Raw genomic sequence first — 17,942 nt, forward strand, 5'->3', positions numbered from 1 at the left:
GCTGGGGTGCATGACTCCTAGTCAACGCTGGGCTGTAGTGGCTATCGGTATGCTGCTGGGCACTTGGTGTGGCTCCTCGTCTGCTGGTGGTTCGGGGTATGGATTCGGCAGTTTTCGCCCGCTTGATTCAGCCGGTCAGAGCGATCCGAGGATGCAGCAGTCTCAGACATTTACCCAATATAGATATGGCCGAAGTCTCTCTCCCTCTCCCCCGGAACAGATACAAAATGGCGGAAGGCCGTTGTATCGGCTTCCCCAGGCTCAGGGTTATAAATTTTCCGAATTACCGGGTGGGAGCGATCAGGATAAAACTGAATTAAGATTTCGCCCAGGGCGTTTCTCCGGACGTTCCCTCTATGCCTGGGGTGCCGGTGATGGTCGCTGGACTGACGGTACATTGGGATCTGCCCCGGTCTACAGGCCGATAGAAAAGAAAAAAAGAGAAGACAGGCAGGATCGTCGCAATGGCGCCCTGGTAGTAGTGGTGCCGGTAACCTGCCGGCACTGTCACCCTATTACCCGGGTCAGATTTATCCAGGGTATTCGGAGGCTTTGCGCCTTATCCCGTCAGGTGATTTTGACTAGAGAGCGACTCTATCTGAGACCCAAGAGTTGTTGTAGTGCGTTTTCATAACGGGCTGAAAATAAGGAGATTGTTCTATGCGTAGTTTTGGTTTGTTCACAGTGACGGGTTTGATCTCCCTGTTTATTGTTTCAAGCGTGACAGCTGCACCGCTGGCTTCGGTTGAGTTCTCTGCAGAAACTCATATGTGGAGTGCCAAAGGCGAGTCGAGCGAAGGGCATGTCTTTGTCGGCAATGATGCCATTAGAACCGAAATGACGCAGAATGGTCAGCAATTGATACAGGTTATCAATACCGCAACCCAAGTCACCTGGGTCATCAGACCGGCGCAACGGGCCTACATAGAATTACACGGCAAAAAGGAGGGTGGCTCCAGGCCGAATGCCGACCTGAAGGCAGATCCCTGCCAAGGTATTCCGGATGCCAACTGTCAATATATCGGTGAAGAGAAGGTGCTGGGTAGAGAGGCCAAGAAATGGGATGTTACTTTCACTGTCAATGGCAGGGCTCTGACAAATACCCAGTGGATCGATATGGAGCGAGGTATTCTTCTGCGTCAGGAAGCGGATAATGGTCCCCATATGGAACAGCGGATGATCGGTATGGAGAAAATGGAGGGACGCACGGTAGAGAAATGGGAGATGACTATTTCCCAGAGCAACAAGAAGCCACAGCGCTCTTACCGTTGGTTCGATCCCGTGCTTAATTTGGCAATCCGTGAAGAGTGTCCTGGGGTGTTTGTACGGGAAATCAAGAATATCCGTATTGGGAAGCAGGATGCCAGACTGTTTGTAGTTCCTGCCGGTTTCAACAAAGTAGAACCTCAGTCGGGTGCTCCGGCACGCCGTTGATTTAAGATTGCATCAGCCTGAGTGATTATAGCTGGAAGAGTCGGATAACCTGAACAGTAGTATTTGGAAGCTACCTTATGAATAAGAGAATGATACAATTTTTTGCGCTGATGGCAGCATCTCTGGCCTGGAACCTTACAGTTGCTTCGCCAGTCCAGTTGTCTCAGCATATGGTGCCCGCCTATGCCCCGGCCTCTTCTTCCAACGGTATCGCCAGCTTCAGACCAAACTATCGGTTTCATCCGCAGTTTGCCCGACAAAGAGCAGCGGCTCCCACTAGGCAAAGTGGCCGACTTTATCCGTCTTACCCGGAGAGGCGCGCCGACTTCTGGCCTTTTACCGTCAGCTATCAGCCGATAGTAACGCCATGGCAGAATAGTCATTACTCTCAGGCGCTGGCTGGAGGTTATCAGCCGTACCAGCTCGTTATACCTATGCCGTGGATGGCCAATCGCGGACCCTGGATGGGGCAACGGCCTGTACCGGCCTACCCTGCAGTGCCGATGGGGTATGGGCCTCTGGCTGGGTTGCCTTGGGGTGATGCCCCTCCTATCGCTTTAAGCTATCCAATTTATTACCATGCACTGGCCCCAAGAGAGGCGCAGCATCCTTTTCAGCGGCTTGACCGGCGCTACATCCGTGGTCAGTTTGTGGCCGCCAATCCTCGGTTCAGACAGGTACCATCACCTCAACGGCATGTTGCGGCAAGTTACAACGGTCCCCGGAGAATGGGGTACAGATTCAGACCGGTTGCACCGGTCTACCCTGCGCCACTCAATTATGCACCTGTTGCTGTAATTCAATGGCAACCCCGGACGCCCCATGCCAATCCAGTGGTTCAGTGGCAGAAGAGAGAGCCCTATGGGACACCGGCCTATCAGTTCCGCTCTGATCCTCGATTGGCCCAAGCGCCCAAGCGCCTCTTGCCGGGAGCGTCGAAAGATGGGCGCCAATCGGCTTTTCCCGGTTATGGACAATCATTCCGGTAAGCGGTATTGCTAATGGATTGTTTAAGGGGTGATGCGCTGGTTGGTGATCTGCAAAATGAGGATGCCTATCAATAACCAACTTGGGATCAGCTCTAATTGTTTTCGTCTCCATGGTCTGCTAAGCCAGAGAGAGAAGCTCAAGCGGTCTTAATCAGAATTCGAATAAGAAGGGCAGCATTATGATTACCGTGGTTGGCAGTCTCAAAGGCGGTTCAGGGAAAAGTACGGTAACTTTCAACCTCGCTGTCTGGTTATCTATGGGCGATGTGGATATCCAGGTTGTCGATCTTGATCCCCAGGCGACGTTACGTGATGTGGCTGAGGTGAGAGACGAAGAGGAGTATCAGCCGACTATTCCTGTCAAAGGAAAGAAACATCTCGATAAGGCAAAACTCAAGAAAGCGGAAGAGGTGCTGATTGATATCGGAGCAGCCGATCTGGAGATGATGAAACAGGCGATCTCTATTGCCGATCGGATTCTGATACCTGTCCCACCATCACAGGCGGATATCTGGTCCACACAGCGCTTTATTCAGTTCGTGCACTCTCTGAAACTGGATCCCGTTCCCGAAGTGCTGGGCTTTATCAATCGTGGTGATACACACCATGCAATCACCGAAACAGATGAAGCCGCCGCCGCTCTGGTCGCTTTGCCGGGCATTAAATTCATCAAGCCAAGGCTCTCTCAGCGTACTACTTTCCGGCGCTCGTTCAGCGAAGGATTGGCTGTATTTGAACTCAACGCCAACTCAAAAGGAGCGAAAGAGTTCAGTGCGCTTTGTGCCGAGCTTTACCCGGCGGTACTGCGGTAATATTGGTCGGCTTCGGTGGCAGGCTATTATAAATGGCTCTTCCCTCAGGGTAAAGGTTCAGCCCTCCAAGGTGGAAGTAGATTGCATTGGCAAACTGCTTTTTGTTGCGGAAACCTCTGCTACGCACCTTGATCATCTTGATTCGGCTGTTGAGACCTTCTGCCGGACCATTACTTACTTCCAAAACAACAGCGTTCAATATTCCCCACAGATGATCCTTGATTGTTCCCACACTTTCTTGATTGGCTCCAGGCCACTGCACACTGTCCATGACAACCACCGCTCCCAGTCTTCTCCTTGCCCATGTCTTGAGAGTGACATGGCAAACTCTTTGACCGCCCAGGCACGGGCAGTCTTCAGCGTGCTGTCACGTAGCGTCTTGAACCGCAATTTCTGTCTGCGCGTCATATTCTCTAGGGTTGCAGAGCCAGTCATACTGGCCGCCTTTAAGGTCTTCATAGCTTTCAGCCATCAGCGCTTTATGCTTTTGGCGGCGTACCTTGTCTATCGCCTTACCGAGGTACTTGGCGACATGAAATTTATCAAAGGCAATCTTCTCTTCAGCCATAGGCAGGCTTTCTAGTATGGCATTGATAAAGGCTGGCCACATATAAGACAGTCCTAAATCCTGTGTAACTGCCTATCATTAAACCCAAACAAGGGTGAGGGTAGGCAGATGATCGACAAGAAAGAGCTCCAGGCGATAGCCCAAGCGGCCGCTAAAAACATCAAAACTCAAGAAAATCTCAACGAGTTTCGGCAAATGCTGACCAGGATCACGGTCGAGGCAGCACTCAATGCTGAACTGGCTGATCATCTTGGCTTTGCCAAGCATGAACAGTCCGAAGCGAGTAATAGCCGCAACGGCACGACCAGCAAGACCTTGCAAACGGAAGATGGCCAGTTTGAACTGGATACTCCACGAGATAGAGCGGGCAGCTTTAAAACCCCGGCTGGTTAAAAAGCACCAGCGTCGATTTACCTCAATGCATGACAAGATCCTCTTCCTGTATGCTCAGGGTATGACGATCCGCGAAATCGTCACGACATTCAAGGAAATGTACGGAGCCGATGTCTCTGCCACACTCATATCCAAAGTCACTGATGCGGTTATCGAGCAGGTTGTCGAATGGCAATCTCACCCCCTGGATGCGATTCAGCCTATTGTTTATCTGGACAGGATTGTCGTTAAAATCCGGCAAGACAAGAAAGTGATCAACAAAGCAATTTACCTCGCTCTGGGCGTTAACCTGGAAGGCCACAAGGAATTATTAGGGATGTGGCTATCGGAGAATGAGGGGGGGCCAAATTCTGGCTGAACGTGTTGACAGAGAGAGGCGTATCCCATTAGTCGGACAGGCATACGGATAGTTTAAGTGACTTCTGCAACAATGTTGAAAGACAGGAGCAGAAGATGAGAAGAAAACGTAGAAACCATAAACCCAGTTTTAAAGCCAAGGTAGCTATTGCTGCCTTGAAAGGAGATCTGACTATGGCGGAACAATCAGAGAAATTTGATGTTCACCCCAATCAGATTACAGAATGGAAAAAGCTGTTACTGGAAAATGCAGATCGTGCTTTTGGAGGGGATCAAAAACCCACTGAAAATTCAGAAGTAAAGATCAAAGAGTTGCATGCCAAGATAGGTCGACTGACTATGGAGAATAATTTTTTATAACAAGGACTGGAAAGGATTCACGGTTCGAAAGGAAAAGGATGATTGATCATCAGTATGAACTTCCGATTACGCGCCAGTGTCAGTTGCTGTCGCTGACCTTCCCCCCATCTTAATACCAAGACTTGGATGAGATAATTCATTCTAAGCGGCCCTATTCACAAAGGCCACAGGTGACAAATAATTTAATGCGCTATGAGGCCGCACGTGATTGTAGTGCTCTCGCCATTGATCAATTTCATGTCTAGCGTCATCAATGGACCTGAACCAATGCTGATTTAAGCATTCATTTCTGAATTTACCGTTTAAGCTTTCTACAAACGCATTCTGAGTAGGCTTACCTGGCTGAATAAAACCTAGCTTAACGCCACTTTCTTTTTGCCAGTAGAACATCGCCTTGCTAGTAAACTCAGTACCGTTGTCGCAGATTATTTGATCCGGAGCGCTCCTTAGCTCAATCACCTGAGTTAAAAAACGAGCGACCTGGTGACCATTGATCGAGAAGTCAGAGAGCTGGCCAATAACTTCTCTTGAGTAATCATCAATCACATTAAATACTCGAAAGCGGCGACCATTAGCCAACTGATCACTGACAAAATCCATTGACCAGCGTATATTTTTACCAATGGGCATAATCGTTGGCATTCTTGGTCGTATTATCTTCTTGCGTTTTTTAGTCCTCACTTGAAGACCTTCTTCGTTATAGACTCGGTAGGTCCGCTTCTTGTTTTTCATAAGCCCCTCTCCCCTCAGGAGGCCATGTAAAAACAAATAACCATAACTCGGATGCTTTTTTGCCAGCTCAAGTAACCGTTTGCGTAGAGGCTCATCTTTTCCCCATTGAGTAACGTACCGAAAAGCGGTTCTACTTAAGCCTACTAATTGGCAAGCTTTACGCTCACTTAATTTGAACCGCGACTTAAGGTAGTTCACGATTTGTTTTCTATCAGCAGGCTTTACCACTTTTTTGAGAGCACATCCTTCATCGCCTCAGCTTCAAGCATTTTCTCGGCAAGTAACTTCTTAAGCTTGTTGTTTTCGCTTTCAAGCTCTTTGAGCCGTTTGGCTTCTGAGACATCCATCCCGGCGTATTTGCTTCGCCAGTTATAAAAGCACCCGGTTGAAATGCCGAACTGACGACAAATGTCATCAACTTTTACCCCTGACTCATGCTGCTTGATGGCACCAATAATTTGCTCTTCTCTGTAACGCTTCTTCTTCATCTTGAGATCTCCTAATACACAGACTAATTGGAAATCTCATCCTTGTCATGGCTCTATTTCTGGGGGAAAGGTCAGCTGAACCGCTGGACTGTGTATTACCAGTCAAGAGCATAGGCCTCTGAAGAGGACTTGAAACTGATGCGGCATATTGATGAAATGGACATGAAACGGCCGTTCTATGGCAGTCGCAGAATTCGTGACTGGTTGTATGAAGAAGGGCATGAGATCAACCGCAAGCGTGTGCAGCGATTAATGCGCCAGATGGGTATTGCAGCACTGTATCCAAAGAAAAATACCAGTAAGCCCGGTAAAGGGTACAAAATTTATCCTTACTTGCTGAAGGTCCTGGAAATTAATCGGCCCAACCAGGTTTTCTGTTCGGATATCACGTATATCCCAATGGCCAAAGGATTTGTTTACCTGACGGTCATTATGGACTGGTATAGTCGCAAAGTGCTGTCCTGTCGAATATCCAACACCATGGACAGAGACTTTTGTGTTGATGCACTGGAAGAAGCGATAGAACGTTATGGTGCCCCCGAAATCTTTAATACAGACCAGGGCGCACAATTTACCAGTGAAGCTTTTACTGGAACATTGAAAGCAGCCAATATAAAAATCAGCATGGACGGTAAGGGGCGCTGGGTGGATAATATTTTTGTTGAACGCCTGTGGCGCAGCGTCAAGTATGAGGAAGTTTATCTCAAAGCTTATGATTCGGTTGTCGAAGCACGTTCAGGCATTGGTAAATATTTGAAATTCTACAATACTGAGCGAAAACATCAGGGGCTTGGCAAGACGCCAGATCAGGCGTATTTTGGTGAAATCACGTGGCAGGAAGCGGCGTAAGTAATGAGGGTGGAAGTCACTTAAGCGACTGTCCAAATTGTGGGGTCCATTTCTGAGCTTCAGAATCGCGGTGTGAAGGATATTTTGATTGCCTGTGTCGATGGCTTAAAAGGCTTTCATGATGCCATCAACACGGCCTTTCCGGATACCCAGATCCAGCTCTGTATCGTGATATGGTACGGAACTCGATGAAGTATGTGCCTTGGAAAGACTACAAGCCTGTCACGGCTGATTTGAAAAAGATTTACCAGTCCATCACCGAAGAAGAAGCCTTATTGGCGCTGGATAAATTCTCTGACCGATGGGACAACAAGTATCCCCGGATCAGCCGCTCCTGGCGTGCCCATTGGGAGAACCTGAACACGCTGTTCAACTACCCGGAGGACAACGGAAATTATTTCCAACCGATGACTCGGCGAAGAAGGTAATCCACCTGGCAATTCAGGCCGCATCGAAAAAGTGGACAATGCCGATCCGTCATTGGAAACCAGCACTGAATAGATTTATGATTGAGTTCGTAGAACGCTTAGCGGTATATATTTAACCTTGGCTGTTACATAGAAAACTTTACAGGCTCTTGAAAAGGAATATTCTTTGTCACTCGTCTTAAGCCTAATGCTAAAGTCCGTGTTGTAAAACGCCGTCCAGTCTTGTCGAAGAAGGGATTGACCTGTGACCAAACCATTGAATTCACAGATGGCAAGAAATATCTAATCCCATTACGCCGCATGGATTGCCGAGATCTGGAAACCGGTAGCATTATGTGTTTCTAATCAACAATTTCAAACTGGCGGCCAAAAGCATTGCCGATATCTATAAAGCGCGTTGGCAGGTGGAACTATTCTTCAAATGGATCAAACAGAACCTGAAAATAAAATCCTTCATTGGAACAAGTAAGAATGCAGTAATGACACAGATTTGGATTACGTGTGTGTTTATCTACTTTTGGCATTTATCAATTTCCAGTCAAAGCAGAAGAAAGCCATGCGGCAAATATTGCGTTTATTACAGCTTAATCTGTTTGAAAAATGGGACCTGATGGCATTGTTGCGAGGTGACCCTCTTAGCGACAAACAGCCCGATATAAATCAGATGGTTTTGATATAAAAGTTAACGGGACAGCAGTGATCTATGCGGATAATGTAAATCACATGAATGCGAATATCTGCTCCATGCAGGCGATGACACTGTCCATAAACTATATGAGTAATGGCATGAATCAGCTGAACCGGAACATAGGTCGGCCCATGTCAGTAATGAATACATTTATGCCGTGGTGAGTCCGACAGGCTCCTAGTGCGGCGTAAACTCGTAACCGATATTTTCCGCGGGTCCCTGCAGGAAATATCCCTGGATATAATTGACTCCAACCGTCCAGAGAATAGCCAAGCTGTTGGCATCTTCTATCCCCATGGCGATAGTACGTATGCTGTGGGAGAGGGCCAGTGCATTTAGTTCGTTGAGCCGGTCCTGTTTTCCCTGGGTGGTAGCGAGTTCTTCTATTAGGCCCACATCAAATTTTACGTAATCTACCGGTAGGTGTTTAAGCAGAGTTTCTGCTTTTTGATTGGATCCGAACTGGTCGATGGCAATTTGGCATTTGATCCTTTTCAATCCATCGACCAGTTTTTTTGCTGACTGGGTATGGTTCCTGACATCTTTATCCTTGATCTGGAAGGTGAGCCAAGCACCTTTCGCCTTCTGGTTGCGCAGACAATCGCAGACCCATAACAGGGTTCCTTCATCCTGTATAGATGATGCTGACAGGCTGATGAAGAAATTGACTTTACGCTTTTCAGCCCGCTGTTTGGTCAACTCAATAATAGCGTGTTTAATAACCCACCTATCGATCTCTAGCATCTGCTCGTTCTGTTCAGCGCATTCTGTAAAATAGTTTGGCTGGATCTCATTATCGTGATTGTCCAGCAGGCGGGTGAGCACGGCATAATTCTCCCGGCTGTCACCCTGCAGGCTGACGATAGGCTGGAAGACCATCCGGAAGCGATCTTTCTCCAATGCGTGCTGAATCAATTTGTTTATTCTGACTTCGTCCCCAGTATTGTCATCACCATAATTTGGCACCATCTCACCTGCATTATAAAAAGAGATTTCATTACCTCCTTTCTCTTTCGCGGCTACACAGGCCTGATAGGCGTGGTTGATAAACTCCTGGCTATTTTCGGTCTCATCTCCAAGCAGCGCAATTCCGATGCTGCAAGTGGCTGCCCCAGGCTTGTCTCCATTATGGCAATTATGACTTCCAACGATAGTTCGAAGTTGTTCTACCAGGGTTTCGATCTCAGATGCACTGCATTTGTCGCTGAGTATGGTAAACGTATGGTCACCAAAGCGGGCTATTATGTCGCCTTCAGTGACAGCATCCTGGAATGGTTTTGCAAGTTCCTGGAGAAACCGGTCGCTGGCTACAATACCGACTGTTGTGCGGATTTTTTGGAATTCATCGATGCTGAGATAGAGTAGTGAACAGCTGCAGTTGCTCTTTTTCAGGGTGATGATATGCTGCTCTATTTCACCCATGAAATACTGATGATTTGCCAGGCCTGTTAGAGGGTCCTGGTTACTGAGTAGCTCGAGTTTATGTTCCAGCTCCCGGTTTTCTGAATAGTCTCTTATAATAATCTGAGTACAAGGTTCGCCATCAAAAGTGGCGGGAGAGAATTCCAGTTTGGCCTTAAATGTCTCTCCATCTTGGCTTTGGCACTTGACCATCAAATCACAGCTTTCCTCTTTCAACGTGCGGAGGAATAATTTGAATCGCTTATGATCCTTCGAGGATATGGTGTCGAGTATCGGCAGCCCTTCAATCTCGTCCATATCCAGATAACCAAACATGTCCAGATAGATCTGGTTAGCATGCATGTGCATGCCTTCATGGATATAGGCGATAGCATCCCGTGAACTTGCAATCAGTGCGCTACACCGCTCCTCCGCTTCACGGAGCTTTTCCTGTGCCTGTGCCAGCTGATGGCATATTTGAAGATCATGAAATTCACGTTTGACCACCAGTTGCAGGTGATCAGGGTCATCTCCGGATACAACGTCCCGAGCACCATCACGCATTGCCTGGATCAGGTCGGTAGAATCTTCCTTTTGATAAATAACGATCAGCCGACTATCCTGACGAGCTCTGAGACAAAGCTTCAAGGTGTCGGTAAATCCAGGGGTATTCTGCTCCACCAATAAAAGTATCAAATCCGGATCATTCGATTCCAGACTTTCAAAGATATCTGATTTTTCGGTGACGCAGTCCGAGTGAATGGCAAGGCCGGCATTGCGTAGTGTGCTGACTTTGGCTTCTGCATCATTCAGTGAACTGTCGATGATCAGTAACTTTATCGTTTCTGTTTGTGAGCTATTCATAGGCCTTGATGAGCTGGAAAAATGAAGCTAGATAGTAGACCAGATGTTATTTAAAGTACTCATCTGATCCATCATTTGATGTTTGCCCTTATCATCATCATTGCCTTGGTAGATAAATTGGAACTCTGCAAAGGTGCCGGTAGGTTCCAGTAACCGTGTAAGGTGGATATCCTGCTCTCTACCGCCATCGATTATTGCCCACCTTATAACGGTAAAGAGAGAGTAATCAGGCTTTCAGGTCTGCCTGATGCTACCAGCTCAGGGAGAAATAGACCCTTCTGGGTGGAGGAGTAATTGCTTTTATGCACACCTGAACGGCCGTTGAACTTTGTACAACCATTTCAAGGTCCACCTGCAAACCTTGATTGGATGGATTTTTCATCCAACGAGTGATGCCTATACCAAACTGGCCGTTCTTGGTGGCAGACTGAATTTCAATGTTTCGCAGCTCTTTCCTGAGTTATCAATCACCCAGTTGGGTGTGTCACCGGGAGCAAAAATTGAGTCGTACTCGATATCTGTAAGGCAGCTCTCCTCACCAAATGTTTGTTCGGGGAAGCTCAGTGACAGCACTCTTGTCTGGGATGTGTAGAGAACTGCATTGACTCCCGGACTATTATCGGCCTGACGGAACCAAGCTTCAATTTCCTTGGGATTTTCCAGGAAGTAGGCTACCGGGGCTGCCGTTCGCTCTGGTACGCGGAGGCCTAGTTCGCTCTGTGTCTCCATTGATACAGTCAATTCCTCAGCTTTTTCTGAACTAAGGAGCCTTTTCTCAATCCATGAATCGGTGTCTGACGAGTTGAAATCCATCCAATCCAGGAATTAAGGCAGAGGCTTTCTTTAAAGAATAAGTCTAGCGAAACAAGCATCGTTCCTTGCAGAAAACAGATAACCTAAATTCTAATCTCACATTCCGTCTGGTGTAAACGGGATGAATCCTACTATAGTAGAGACCTGATTGTAAGAAATTTATTCATAATTAGGCAGGTTTTTTGCGCTTTTACCAGATCCTAATTAAGGGAACCTCTAAAAACCTTCTAAAATTCAGTGATACATGGTAACCAACTATTGATAAAAATCATGCCGCCAAATTTTTTTGATCATCAAGACCGACTTGAGCAACTGGGAGACTCGCTGCTAAAGTTGGAAAGGACCGTAGACTGGGAGGTTTTCCGGGTATTGTTGGACTCAGTTTACAAAAATAGTGGTCCCAGTAAAGGTGGGTGTCCACCTTACGATGCGGTACTGATGTTTGCTCTGGTCAAGTCGAACCGGACACATTCAATTGAGACAGTTCATAGTTAATCGGTGACAAGCTACCATTGGCAGTGTGTAACCGATCTTTGTTGTAGTAGCGGATGTAATCCGCGACATCGTACTTCATGTGCTCTCGTGTAGGTTGAGACACTTTTAAAATCCAGTCATGCTTCAAGCTGCCAAAAAAACGTTCAACCACCACCCCCATCGACGAGCGTAGGCCATGATATTTCTAAGAAATGTGAGGGTGTAACGATTTCCGTATAACTGCCCGGGTTAAATGTATTCTGCCAAGCGTTCTTCGAACTCAATCATAAATCTATATCAGTGCTGGTTTCCAATTGCGAATCGGCATGGTCCATTTTTTTGATGCTTGCTGCACCGTCAGGTGCACCACTTTCATTGCCGAGTCGTCGGTCGGAAATAGCTTCCGTTTTTTAATTGCCTTGCGAACCACGCTGTTCATTGACTCGATGGCAGTGGTGTTTGAAAGGAATTGAAAAAGAGCGGGTATCTGGTTGATTTGTTGTTGCGAGACATCAAAACAACCGCTGGAGATACGCCACTATGAGTAAGAATAACGTTGTTAAGCTGGCAGGTCGAGATACGATTATCGATCCGCTGACAGAGTTGCCGAGAAGCGGTGCAGAGCAGTTGATCTACCAGGCGGTGGAGGCCGAGCTGCTGGAGCACGTCGAGCGACGGACAGAGGATGGCGGCGGGTGTGGTGCGTAATGGTCACCTGCCAGCTCGTAAACTGCAGACAGGATTGGGGCCGGTCACGGTCAAGATCCCCAAAGTTCGCGCGAAGACCGGCGAGCCGGTGATGTTCCGATCAGCTCTGGTGCCGCCGTATGTACGCAAGACGAAGTCACTGGAAGCGGCGCTGGCGTGGCTCTACCTGAAGGGGATTTCCAGTGGAGAGATGGGTGAGGCCCTGAAAGTACTGGTGGTTCCGGATGCAACAGGCTTGTCGGCCGGCAGGGTATCGCGTCTGAAGCAGGTCTGGGCAGAAGAATATCGGAGCGGGTGCGAGGAGCGCCTGGATAAGGGCCATTGGGTGTATGTGTGGGCAGACGGTGTCTACAGCGGACAGAGAGCAGAGCAGACGAAGCTGTGTGCCCTGGTGGTGATCGGCGTGAATGAGCGTGGTGAGAAGCATTTTCTGGCAATTGAGGATGGTGTATGGGAGTCCACACAGAGCTGGCGGGAGGTACTGTTGAAACTGAAGTCACGCGGACTGACCCCGCCAAAATTGGCGATCGGTGACGGTGCCATGGGGTTCCGGGCTGCGCTGGAGGAAGTGTATCCGGAGACGCGCCAACAGCGCTGCTGGATGCACAAGACCATGAACGTGCTGAACTGCCTGCCAAGGTCAGCTCAGCCGAAAGCGAAGCAGGCACTGCACAATATCTGGCAGGCGGAGACCCAGGCCGATGCGGAAAAGGCCTTTGATCTGTTTATCAAAGCGTATGAGCCAAAGTATCCGAAGGCTGCCATCTGTCTGCACAAAGACCGAGAGGAACTGATGGCTTTCTATTGCGTGACGGCATGCTACACATGATGTTCAAACTCGGCCTGTGTGCCGAGAAGACGTGGAGACGATTACGGGGTTTCGATTACCTAGCGAAGGTGATAACCGGAATCAAATTTAAAGAGGGTGTTGAGGTAGCAGGAGTCGATCAGATCGCCGCTTGATTCAACTGGCTAAACACCAGATTTGACTATAACTCAGTAGGTAATATCACCGGCCAAAACATCATTGGCGGCGACCGGATTAAAGTTCTGATTCAACAAGTTATCCGCTACTGCATCGCTATGCTGACGGTTTGTCGTGACTCTATAGGCGGTACGCTGTGTGACGCGCAGCCCCTAGCTTACGCATCACAGTTTTCGTTCGATAGCGGCCAATAGAGAAGCCTTCTTCGCGCAGTTTTTTCATTAGCTCTCTGGAGCCCAGACTTTGGCGGCTTGCTGCAAACAAGGCTTTAGCTCGGCGATAAAGCTGTAACTCTTCAGCGCTGATTAACAGGGCAGGCCGCTTAACCCACGCGTAGTAGCTTGATCGACTCAATCCAACCATTTGGCATAAGCGGTTAACCGGCAACTGGGCTGAGTGACACTGAATAAACTGATGTTTTATTTCATTTCTTTGGCGAAGAAGGCTGATATAGATTCAAGGGATCGATGCAACATCGTCATTTAGTTTATCTGCAGGAGTAGCGAAGCCCAATGTTTTTCTCGGTCGTTGATTGAGTTTTTTCGCCACGGGATCTAATTGTACCTGAGAGTAAATCGACAAGTCTGTTTTCTTCGGAAAGTACTGCATCAATAGCCGATTTGTATTTTCATTGGTCCCTCTTTTCCATGGACTTTGTGGGTCACAAAAGTAGACTTTTGCATCTGTCACCATAGTAAATTTCTTGTGACCGGCAAGCCCCATCCCCCTATCCAAAGTTAATGACTGTACCAGCTTGTCTGGAAGTTTTTTAACCTGTTTCGTGAGTGCGGAAACAACCGAATTAGTCGACCCTGAAATATTCATTCCAGGCACTTAATAATACTGTTGTTTCTGTTTTGCAAACAGGAACAACAGTATGGACATGATATTTTTCAGCACAAAAAGAACCTCCCTCATCCATTTTCTGAAGTTGAAGGCAGCCGCCGTCATAAGCAAGTTAATCTGATCCCCGGAAAAGCCTTTAAGAAAGTTCATTTTTAGCCTGTGGTCACTCTTTAAGTGACCACAGGCTCAATGCCAGCTCGTCTTCTGAAACGTTTTCTGGCTAATGTCATGGCTTCTCCTGAGGTATTCTTCCTAGCAGGCTATCTGGGTGTCATTAACCTTTGATTTGCCCCGATAACCTCGATCAGCAATACCCACTTTGGGTACTCGATTGATGAGACGTTTCACCTGTGCCAAGACCTCAGGTACGGTGTGACCATCAAATACATTCTTCTCAAAAGCCAGGGCACCAATCACAATGCCCGCGTCCCTTGTGGTGGTGATTGATGCCTTGGTGCCAAACTCATAACGTTGCGGGGGCCTTACCTTTGCTCATACAGTAAACATGAGGTTCATGTAGGCTGTACAACTTGTTTTTATCAGCACGCTTCTGATTCAGCATGCGCTGGTACAGGGCGAACTTTTCTGCATAGAATTTCTGTTGTTCTCCGGTCATCTTACGCTGTATTTCACGCAGTAATCGGCCGCTGATGGTCTTTAATCGCTTGACGGCCTTACGTGCCTTTTTACGATTCCTCGGATGTGTGGCAAATCGGGTGGGGAGCTTGAGAATTTTTACTTCCTTCTCATGGCTTCGACTGAGCACGATACCTTCTGCTCGGGCCATCTTGAGTAACTGCCCGTGTATCTTTCGGTACTGCTTTGCATCAGTTGGAAAGGTAATGTTTTTCTCTTGTACGGTAGTGTCGATACACATTTCATCTTCGATCGCCTTTTCTTGATGTAAGGCGATAGAGGTAGCCAGGACCTTTTCAAAACCTTCTTTGCCAATACGCTTTCTGAAGTAAGTCAGGTCGGAGGGATCACAAGGAAGTTGCCATTGGAATTCGATCTCACCCGTAAAACTCTGGTAGTAGGGATTTTGTATCCAGCGTTGAATCAGAACCTCGTCACTGAGGTCTTCCAGATGCTTGAGTATCGAGAGGCCCACCATTAGGCGGATGGGTTTTGAGGGCTTTCCACGATGAGAATAAAGCGGGGCAAATTCAGCATCAAAATATAACCAGTCTATCTGTCTGGCCAATAGCAAAAGTGGATGCTTGGGGTTCAGCTGATCCAGTAAGTTCTGGTGCAGGAAACTTTGCTGGTTGGGATTGGCTGTCTTGGCTTTGCTCAATTATCCACCTCTGTTTCGTCCAGTTTTTCTCTGCTTTTACCCCTTTCACGGACGTTTATTTTATCAAATTTAGACGCTTATTTTATATAAATCATTGCGTTATGAATATTTCAGGGTCGACTATTCAGTGCTGGTTTCCAATTGCGAATCGGCATGGTCCATTTTTTTGATGCTTGCTGCACCGTCAGGTACACCACTGTCATTGCCGAGTCGTCGGTCGGAAATAGCTTCCGTTTTTTAATTGCCTTGCGAACCACGCTGTTCATTGACTCGATGGCATTGGTTGTATAGATTGCCCTGCTGATGTCCTCAGGGTACCAAACAGGGTATTAAGATTGTGCCAGTGGCTATGCCACGAACGGCTGAGCTGGGGATATTTGTCGTCCCATCGGTTAGAGAAATTATCAAGTTCCAGTAGCACTTCATCTTCGGTGACAGACTTATATATTTTCTTCAGGTCTGCCGTCACTGCCTTGTAGTCTTTCCAGGGCACATACTTCATCGAGTTGCGCACCATGTGAACAATACAGAGCTGGACCTGAGTCTCGGGAAGCGCTGTATTGATTGCGTCTGGAAAGCCCTTCAGGCCATCGACACAGGCAATCAAAATATCCTTCACGCCGCGATTCTGGAGCTCTGTGAGTACATTGAGCCAGAACTTGGTACCCTCATTCTCTGACAGCCAGAGCCCCAACAATTCCTTGTGGCCCTCCATGTTCACGCCCAGTGCCAGATAAATTGCCTTATTGATCACTTTCTTGTCTTGCCGGATTTTTACGACAATACAATCCAGGTAAATAATGGGATAGACCGCATCCAGTGGCCTAGATGGCCATTCAATCACTTGTTCAATAACAGCGTCAATCACTTTGGAAATCAAGGTGGCGGAGACATCAGCACCATACATTTCTTTAACGGTCGTGACGATTTCTCGTGTTGTCATGCCCTGGGCGTACAAGAAAATAATCTTGTCGTCCATGGAAGTAAATCGACGCTAGTGTTTTTTAACGAGCTTGGGCTCGAAACTTCCAGCTCTGTCGCGTGGTGTATCGAGCTCGAACTGGCCGGCTTCCGTTCAGTTAGTCTTACTGGCATGCCGTTGCGGTTATTGTCAGCTTCAGACTGCTCGTGCCTTTCAAAGCCAAGATGATCATCTAACTCAGCGTTCAGTGCCACTTCTACCGTAATCTTGGTTAGCATCTGATGGAAGTCTTTGAGGTCGTCTTCCGTCTTGATATTTTTAGCGGCCGCATGAGCGATCGCCTGTAGTTCTTTCTAGTTCATAGTGCCTATCCTCAACCACGCTTGGGTTTAATGATAGACAGTTACACAGAATTCAGGACACCCTCGTATTGGTATTTCAATTTCTTCAATCCCCTGTATTGCTGGCTTTATGTACTTTTCAATTAAAGATGGATACTACATCACCTGCTTCATCTTCCATATGCTCCCACGCTTCTTCACCATGATAAAATGTACCGCCACATTCCAAATATTTTTCGGAAAGTTCAGTTAACCGGTAATCCCCCGGGAAGTAGCTGACGCCAAAAGTAGAATTTTCTCGTAATATGAACGCAGGAGATTCTGCATGAAGACATCAAGATTCAAGGCCCTGGCAAAAAGTGGTAAGGCCATCTCGTCGCAAGGAGATGGCCAAGATCACAGCTACGCAGGATGGCGTGTCGGTACGCCTGGCTTGTCGTGCATTCTGTATCAGCGAGACCTGCTATCGCTATCAGGCCAAGCATTCGAGCGACAACGCACTGATTGTAGATTGGTTACTCCGATTGACGATGACCAATCGAACCTGGGGTTTCGGGTTGTGCTATTTGTACCTGCGCAATGTGAAGGGTTACCCCTACAATCATAAACGTGTATACCGCATATACAGGGAGTTTGAGCTGAACCTGCGGATCAAGCTCAAACGTCGATTGAAGCGCGACGTGCCGGATGCGCTAGCTGTACCTCGTCAAATTAACATCATGTGGTCGATGGATTTTATGCATGACAGCCTGGCCGATGGCCGTAGCTTCAGGACGTTCAATGTCATCGACGACTACAATCGTGAGGGGCTGGGTATTGAGGTGGACTTCTCGTTACCGGCAGTGCGTGTCATTCGTGCACTGGAACAGATCATCGAGTGGCGAGGCAAGCCAAATTCCATTCGCTGCGACAATGGCCCCGAACTAATCAGTGGTCAACTGATGGAGTGGGCAGAGAAACAGTGGATTAAGTTACACTATATCCAGCCCGGCAACCCGCAACAGAACGCGTACGTGGAGCGTTTTAACAGAACAGTTCGACATGAATGGCTGAACCAGCATCTCTTTGAGTCGATCGAGTATGCCCAGCACACCGCCACTCAATGGTTGTGGCGCTACAATACAGAGCGGCCAAACATGGCCATTGGAGGAATAACACCGTATCAGAAGTTGGCGCAAGCCGCATAAGCTCTA

The 17,942-nt window shown here is 47.7% G+C and carries 11 protein-coding genes and 11 pseudogenes; 11 read left to right on the forward strand and 11 right to left on the reverse strand.

What is annotated here, in order from left to right; translation table 11 throughout:
- Positions 1 to 10 precede the first annotated feature (10 nt).
- From MN084_RS06005 to MN084_RS06020, 4 genes are all read left to right on the forward strand, one after another.
- Positions 11 to 634 (forward strand): hypothetical protein, encoded by a 624-nt coding sequence (locus MN084_RS06005; RefSeq protein WP_241086809.1) that lies wholly within the window; start codon positions 11 to 13, stop codon positions 632 to 634.
- A 26-nt stretch (positions 635 to 660) separates the two neighbouring features.
- The gene (locus MN084_RS06010; RefSeq protein WP_241086808.1) at positions 661 to 1,434 is read left to right on the forward strand and encodes a hypothetical protein; all 774 of its coding nucleotides are present in this window, start codon (positions 661 to 663) and stop codon (positions 1,432 to 1,434) included.
- An 89-nt stretch (positions 1,435 to 1,523) separates the two neighbouring features.
- Entirely contained in the window at positions 1,524 to 2,423 is a 900-nt protein-coding gene (locus MN084_RS06015) for a hypothetical protein (RefSeq protein ID WP_241086807.1), read from the forward strand.
- 179 nt (positions 2,424 to 2,602) lie between these two features.
- On the forward strand, positions 2,603 to 3,235 hold the full coding sequence (locus MN084_RS06020; RefSeq protein ID WP_241086806.1) for a nucleotide-binding protein: 633 nt from the start codon (positions 2,603 to 2,605) through the stop codon (positions 3,233 to 3,235).
- Here the strand turns inward: MN084_RS06020 and MN084_RS19350 are convergent.
- Together MN084_RS19350 and MN084_RS06035 are read right to left on the reverse strand one after the other, a co-directional pair.
- A pseudogene (locus tag MN084_RS19350) lies at positions 3,192 to 3,694 on the reverse strand (ISL3 family transposase). The gene MN084_RS06020 and the pseudogene MN084_RS19350 sit on opposite strands and share 44 nt — an antisense overlap.
- Complete coding sequence (locus MN084_RS06035; protein WP_241086805.1) at positions 3,603 to 3,803, reverse strand: transposase; 201 nt, start codon at positions 3,801 to 3,803, stop codon at positions 3,603 to 3,605. The pseudogene MN084_RS19350 and the gene MN084_RS06035 overlap by 92 nt, the downstream one beginning before the upstream one ends.
- Positions 3,804 to 3,914: 111 nt before the next feature.
- Between MN084_RS06035 and MN084_RS06040 the strand changes: the two are divergent.
- Together MN084_RS06040 and MN084_RS06045 are read left to right on the forward strand one after the other, a co-directional pair.
- Positions 3,915 to 4,568: pseudogene (locus MN084_RS06040) on the forward strand (IS256 family transposase); the annotation flags it as partial.
- An 81-nt stretch (positions 4,569 to 4,649) separates the two neighbouring features.
- Positions 4,650 to 4,913, forward strand: a complete 264-nt coding sequence (locus MN084_RS06045) for a transposase (protein ID WP_241086804.1) — start codon at positions 4,650 to 4,652, stop codon at positions 4,911 to 4,913.
- A gap of 141 nt (positions 4,914 to 5,054) precedes the next feature.
- Here MN084_RS06045 and MN084_RS06050 read toward each other — a convergent pair.
- Positions 5,055 to 6,133 (reverse strand): IS3 family transposase gene (locus MN084_RS06050; RefSeq protein WP_330178423.1). Its coding sequence is split into 2 segments (ribosomal slippage): positions 5,055 to 5,881 and positions 5,881 to 6,133, totalling 1,080 coding nucleotides; the frame shifts between segments, so codons are not numbered across the junction.
- 117 nt (positions 6,134 to 6,250) lie between these two features.
- Between MN084_RS06050 and MN084_RS06055 the strand changes: the two are divergent.
- From MN084_RS06055 to MN084_RS06065, 3 genes and pseudogenes are all read left to right on the forward strand, one after another.
- A pseudogene (locus MN084_RS06055) lies at positions 6,251 to 6,982 on the forward strand (IS3 family transposase); the annotation flags it as partial.
- A 48-nt stretch (positions 6,983 to 7,030) separates the two neighbouring features.
- Positions 7,031 to 7,526 (forward strand): annotated as a pseudogene (locus tag MN084_RS06060) (transposase); the annotation flags it as partial.
- Positions 7,527 to 7,745: 219 nt separating this feature from the next.
- A complete protein-coding gene (locus tag MN084_RS06065; protein ID WP_445083895.1) occupies positions 7,746 to 8,021 on the forward strand; it encodes a transposase in 276 nt (91 codons plus the stop codon).
- A 254-nt stretch (positions 8,022 to 8,275) separates the two neighbouring features.
- On the opposite strand, the gene MN084_RS06070 is transcribed toward MN084_RS06065, so the two are convergent.
- From MN084_RS06070 to MN084_RS06085, 4 genes and pseudogenes are all read right to left on the reverse strand, one after another.
- On the reverse strand, positions 8,276 to 10,363 hold the full coding sequence (locus MN084_RS06070; protein ID WP_241086802.1) for an EAL domain-containing response regulator: 2,088 nt from the start codon (positions 10,361 to 10,363) through the stop codon (positions 8,276 to 8,278).
- Between the two features lie 396 nt (positions 10,364 to 10,759).
- Positions 10,760 to 11,092 carry a hypothetical protein gene (locus tag MN084_RS06075; protein ID WP_241086801.1) on the reverse strand — a complete coding sequence of 111 codons (333 nt, stop codon included), beginning with the start codon at positions 11,090 to 11,092 and terminating at the stop codon, positions 10,760 to 10,762.
- 535 nt (positions 11,093 to 11,627) lie between these two features.
- A pseudogene (locus MN084_RS06080) lies at positions 11,628 to 11,849 on the reverse strand (IS3 family transposase); the annotation flags it as partial.
- A gap of 50 nt (positions 11,850 to 11,899) precedes the next feature.
- Positions 11,900 to 12,107, reverse strand: a pseudogene (locus tag MN084_RS06085) (transposase); the annotation flags it as partial.
- An 83-nt stretch (positions 12,108 to 12,190) separates the two neighbouring features.
- Here MN084_RS06085 and MN084_RS06090 point away from each other — a divergent pair.
- Positions 12,191 to 13,321: pseudogene (locus tag MN084_RS06090) on the forward strand (IS256 family transposase).
- 142 nt (positions 13,322 to 13,463) lie between these two features.
- Here MN084_RS06090 and MN084_RS06095 read toward each other — a convergent pair.
- From MN084_RS06095 to MN084_RS06115, 4 genes and pseudogenes are all read right to left on the reverse strand, one after another.
- The gene (locus MN084_RS06095; protein ID WP_330178424.1) at positions 13,464 to 13,730 is read right to left on the reverse strand and encodes an IS3 family transposase; all 267 of its coding nucleotides are present in this window, start codon (positions 13,728 to 13,730) and stop codon (positions 13,464 to 13,466) included.
- Positions 13,731 to 13,799: 69 nt separating this feature from the next.
- A pseudogene (locus MN084_RS06100) lies at positions 13,800 to 14,150 on the reverse strand (IS30 family transposase); the annotation flags it as partial.
- A 27-nt stretch (positions 14,151 to 14,177) separates the two neighbouring features.
- Positions 14,178 to 15,486: pseudogene (locus tag MN084_RS19355) on the reverse strand (IS5 family transposase).
- A 110-nt stretch (positions 15,487 to 15,596) separates the two neighbouring features.
- Positions 15,597 to 16,746: pseudogene (locus MN084_RS06115) on the reverse strand (IS256 family transposase).
- Between the two features lie 356 nt (positions 16,747 to 17,102).
- On the opposite strand from MN084_RS06115, the pseudogene MN084_RS06120 reads away from it, so the two are divergent.
- Positions 17,103 to 17,936 (forward strand): annotated as a pseudogene (locus MN084_RS06120) (IS3 family transposase); the annotation flags it as partial.
- Positions 17,937 to 17,942: the final 6 nt, after the last annotated feature.

Origin of the sequence: Candidatus Vondammii sp. HM_W22, assembly GCF_022530855.2 — a bacterium.
Lineage (GTDB): Bacteria > Pseudomonadota > Gammaproteobacteria > Chromatiales > Chromatiaceae > Vondammii.

Excerpts from the sequence above, each read along its gene's own strand:
- MN084_RS06005 (WP_241086809.1), top strand. The coding sequence starts at position 11 with ATGACTCCTAGTCAACGCTGGGCTGTAGTGGCTATCGGTATGCTGCTG.
- MN084_RS06010 (WP_241086808.1), top strand. The coding sequence starts at position 661 with ATGCGTAGTTTTGGTTTGTTCACAGTGACGGGTTTGATCTCCCTGTTT.
- MN084_RS06015 (WP_241086807.1), top strand. The coding sequence starts at position 1,524 with ATGATACAATTTTTTGCGCTGATGGCAGCATCTCTGGCCTGGAACCTT.
- MN084_RS06020 (WP_241086806.1), top strand. The coding sequence starts at position 2,603 with ATGATTACCGTGGTTGGCAGTCTCAAAGGCGGTTCAGGGAAAAGTACG.
- MN084_RS06035 (WP_241086805.1), bottom strand. The coding sequence starts at position 3,803 with ATGGCTGAAGAGAAGATTGCCTTTGATAAATTTCATGTCGCCAAGTAC.
- MN084_RS06045 (WP_241086804.1), top strand. The coding sequence starts at position 4,650 with ATGAGAAGAAAACGTAGAAACCATAAACCCAGTTTTAAAGCCAAGGTA.
- MN084_RS06070 (WP_241086802.1), bottom strand. The coding sequence starts at position 10,363 with ATGAATAGCTCACAAACAGAAACGATAAAGTTACTGATCATCGACAGT.
- MN084_RS06075 (WP_241086801.1), bottom strand. The coding sequence starts at position 11,092 with ATGGAGACACAGAGCGAACTAGGCCTCCGCGTACCAGAGCGAACGGCA.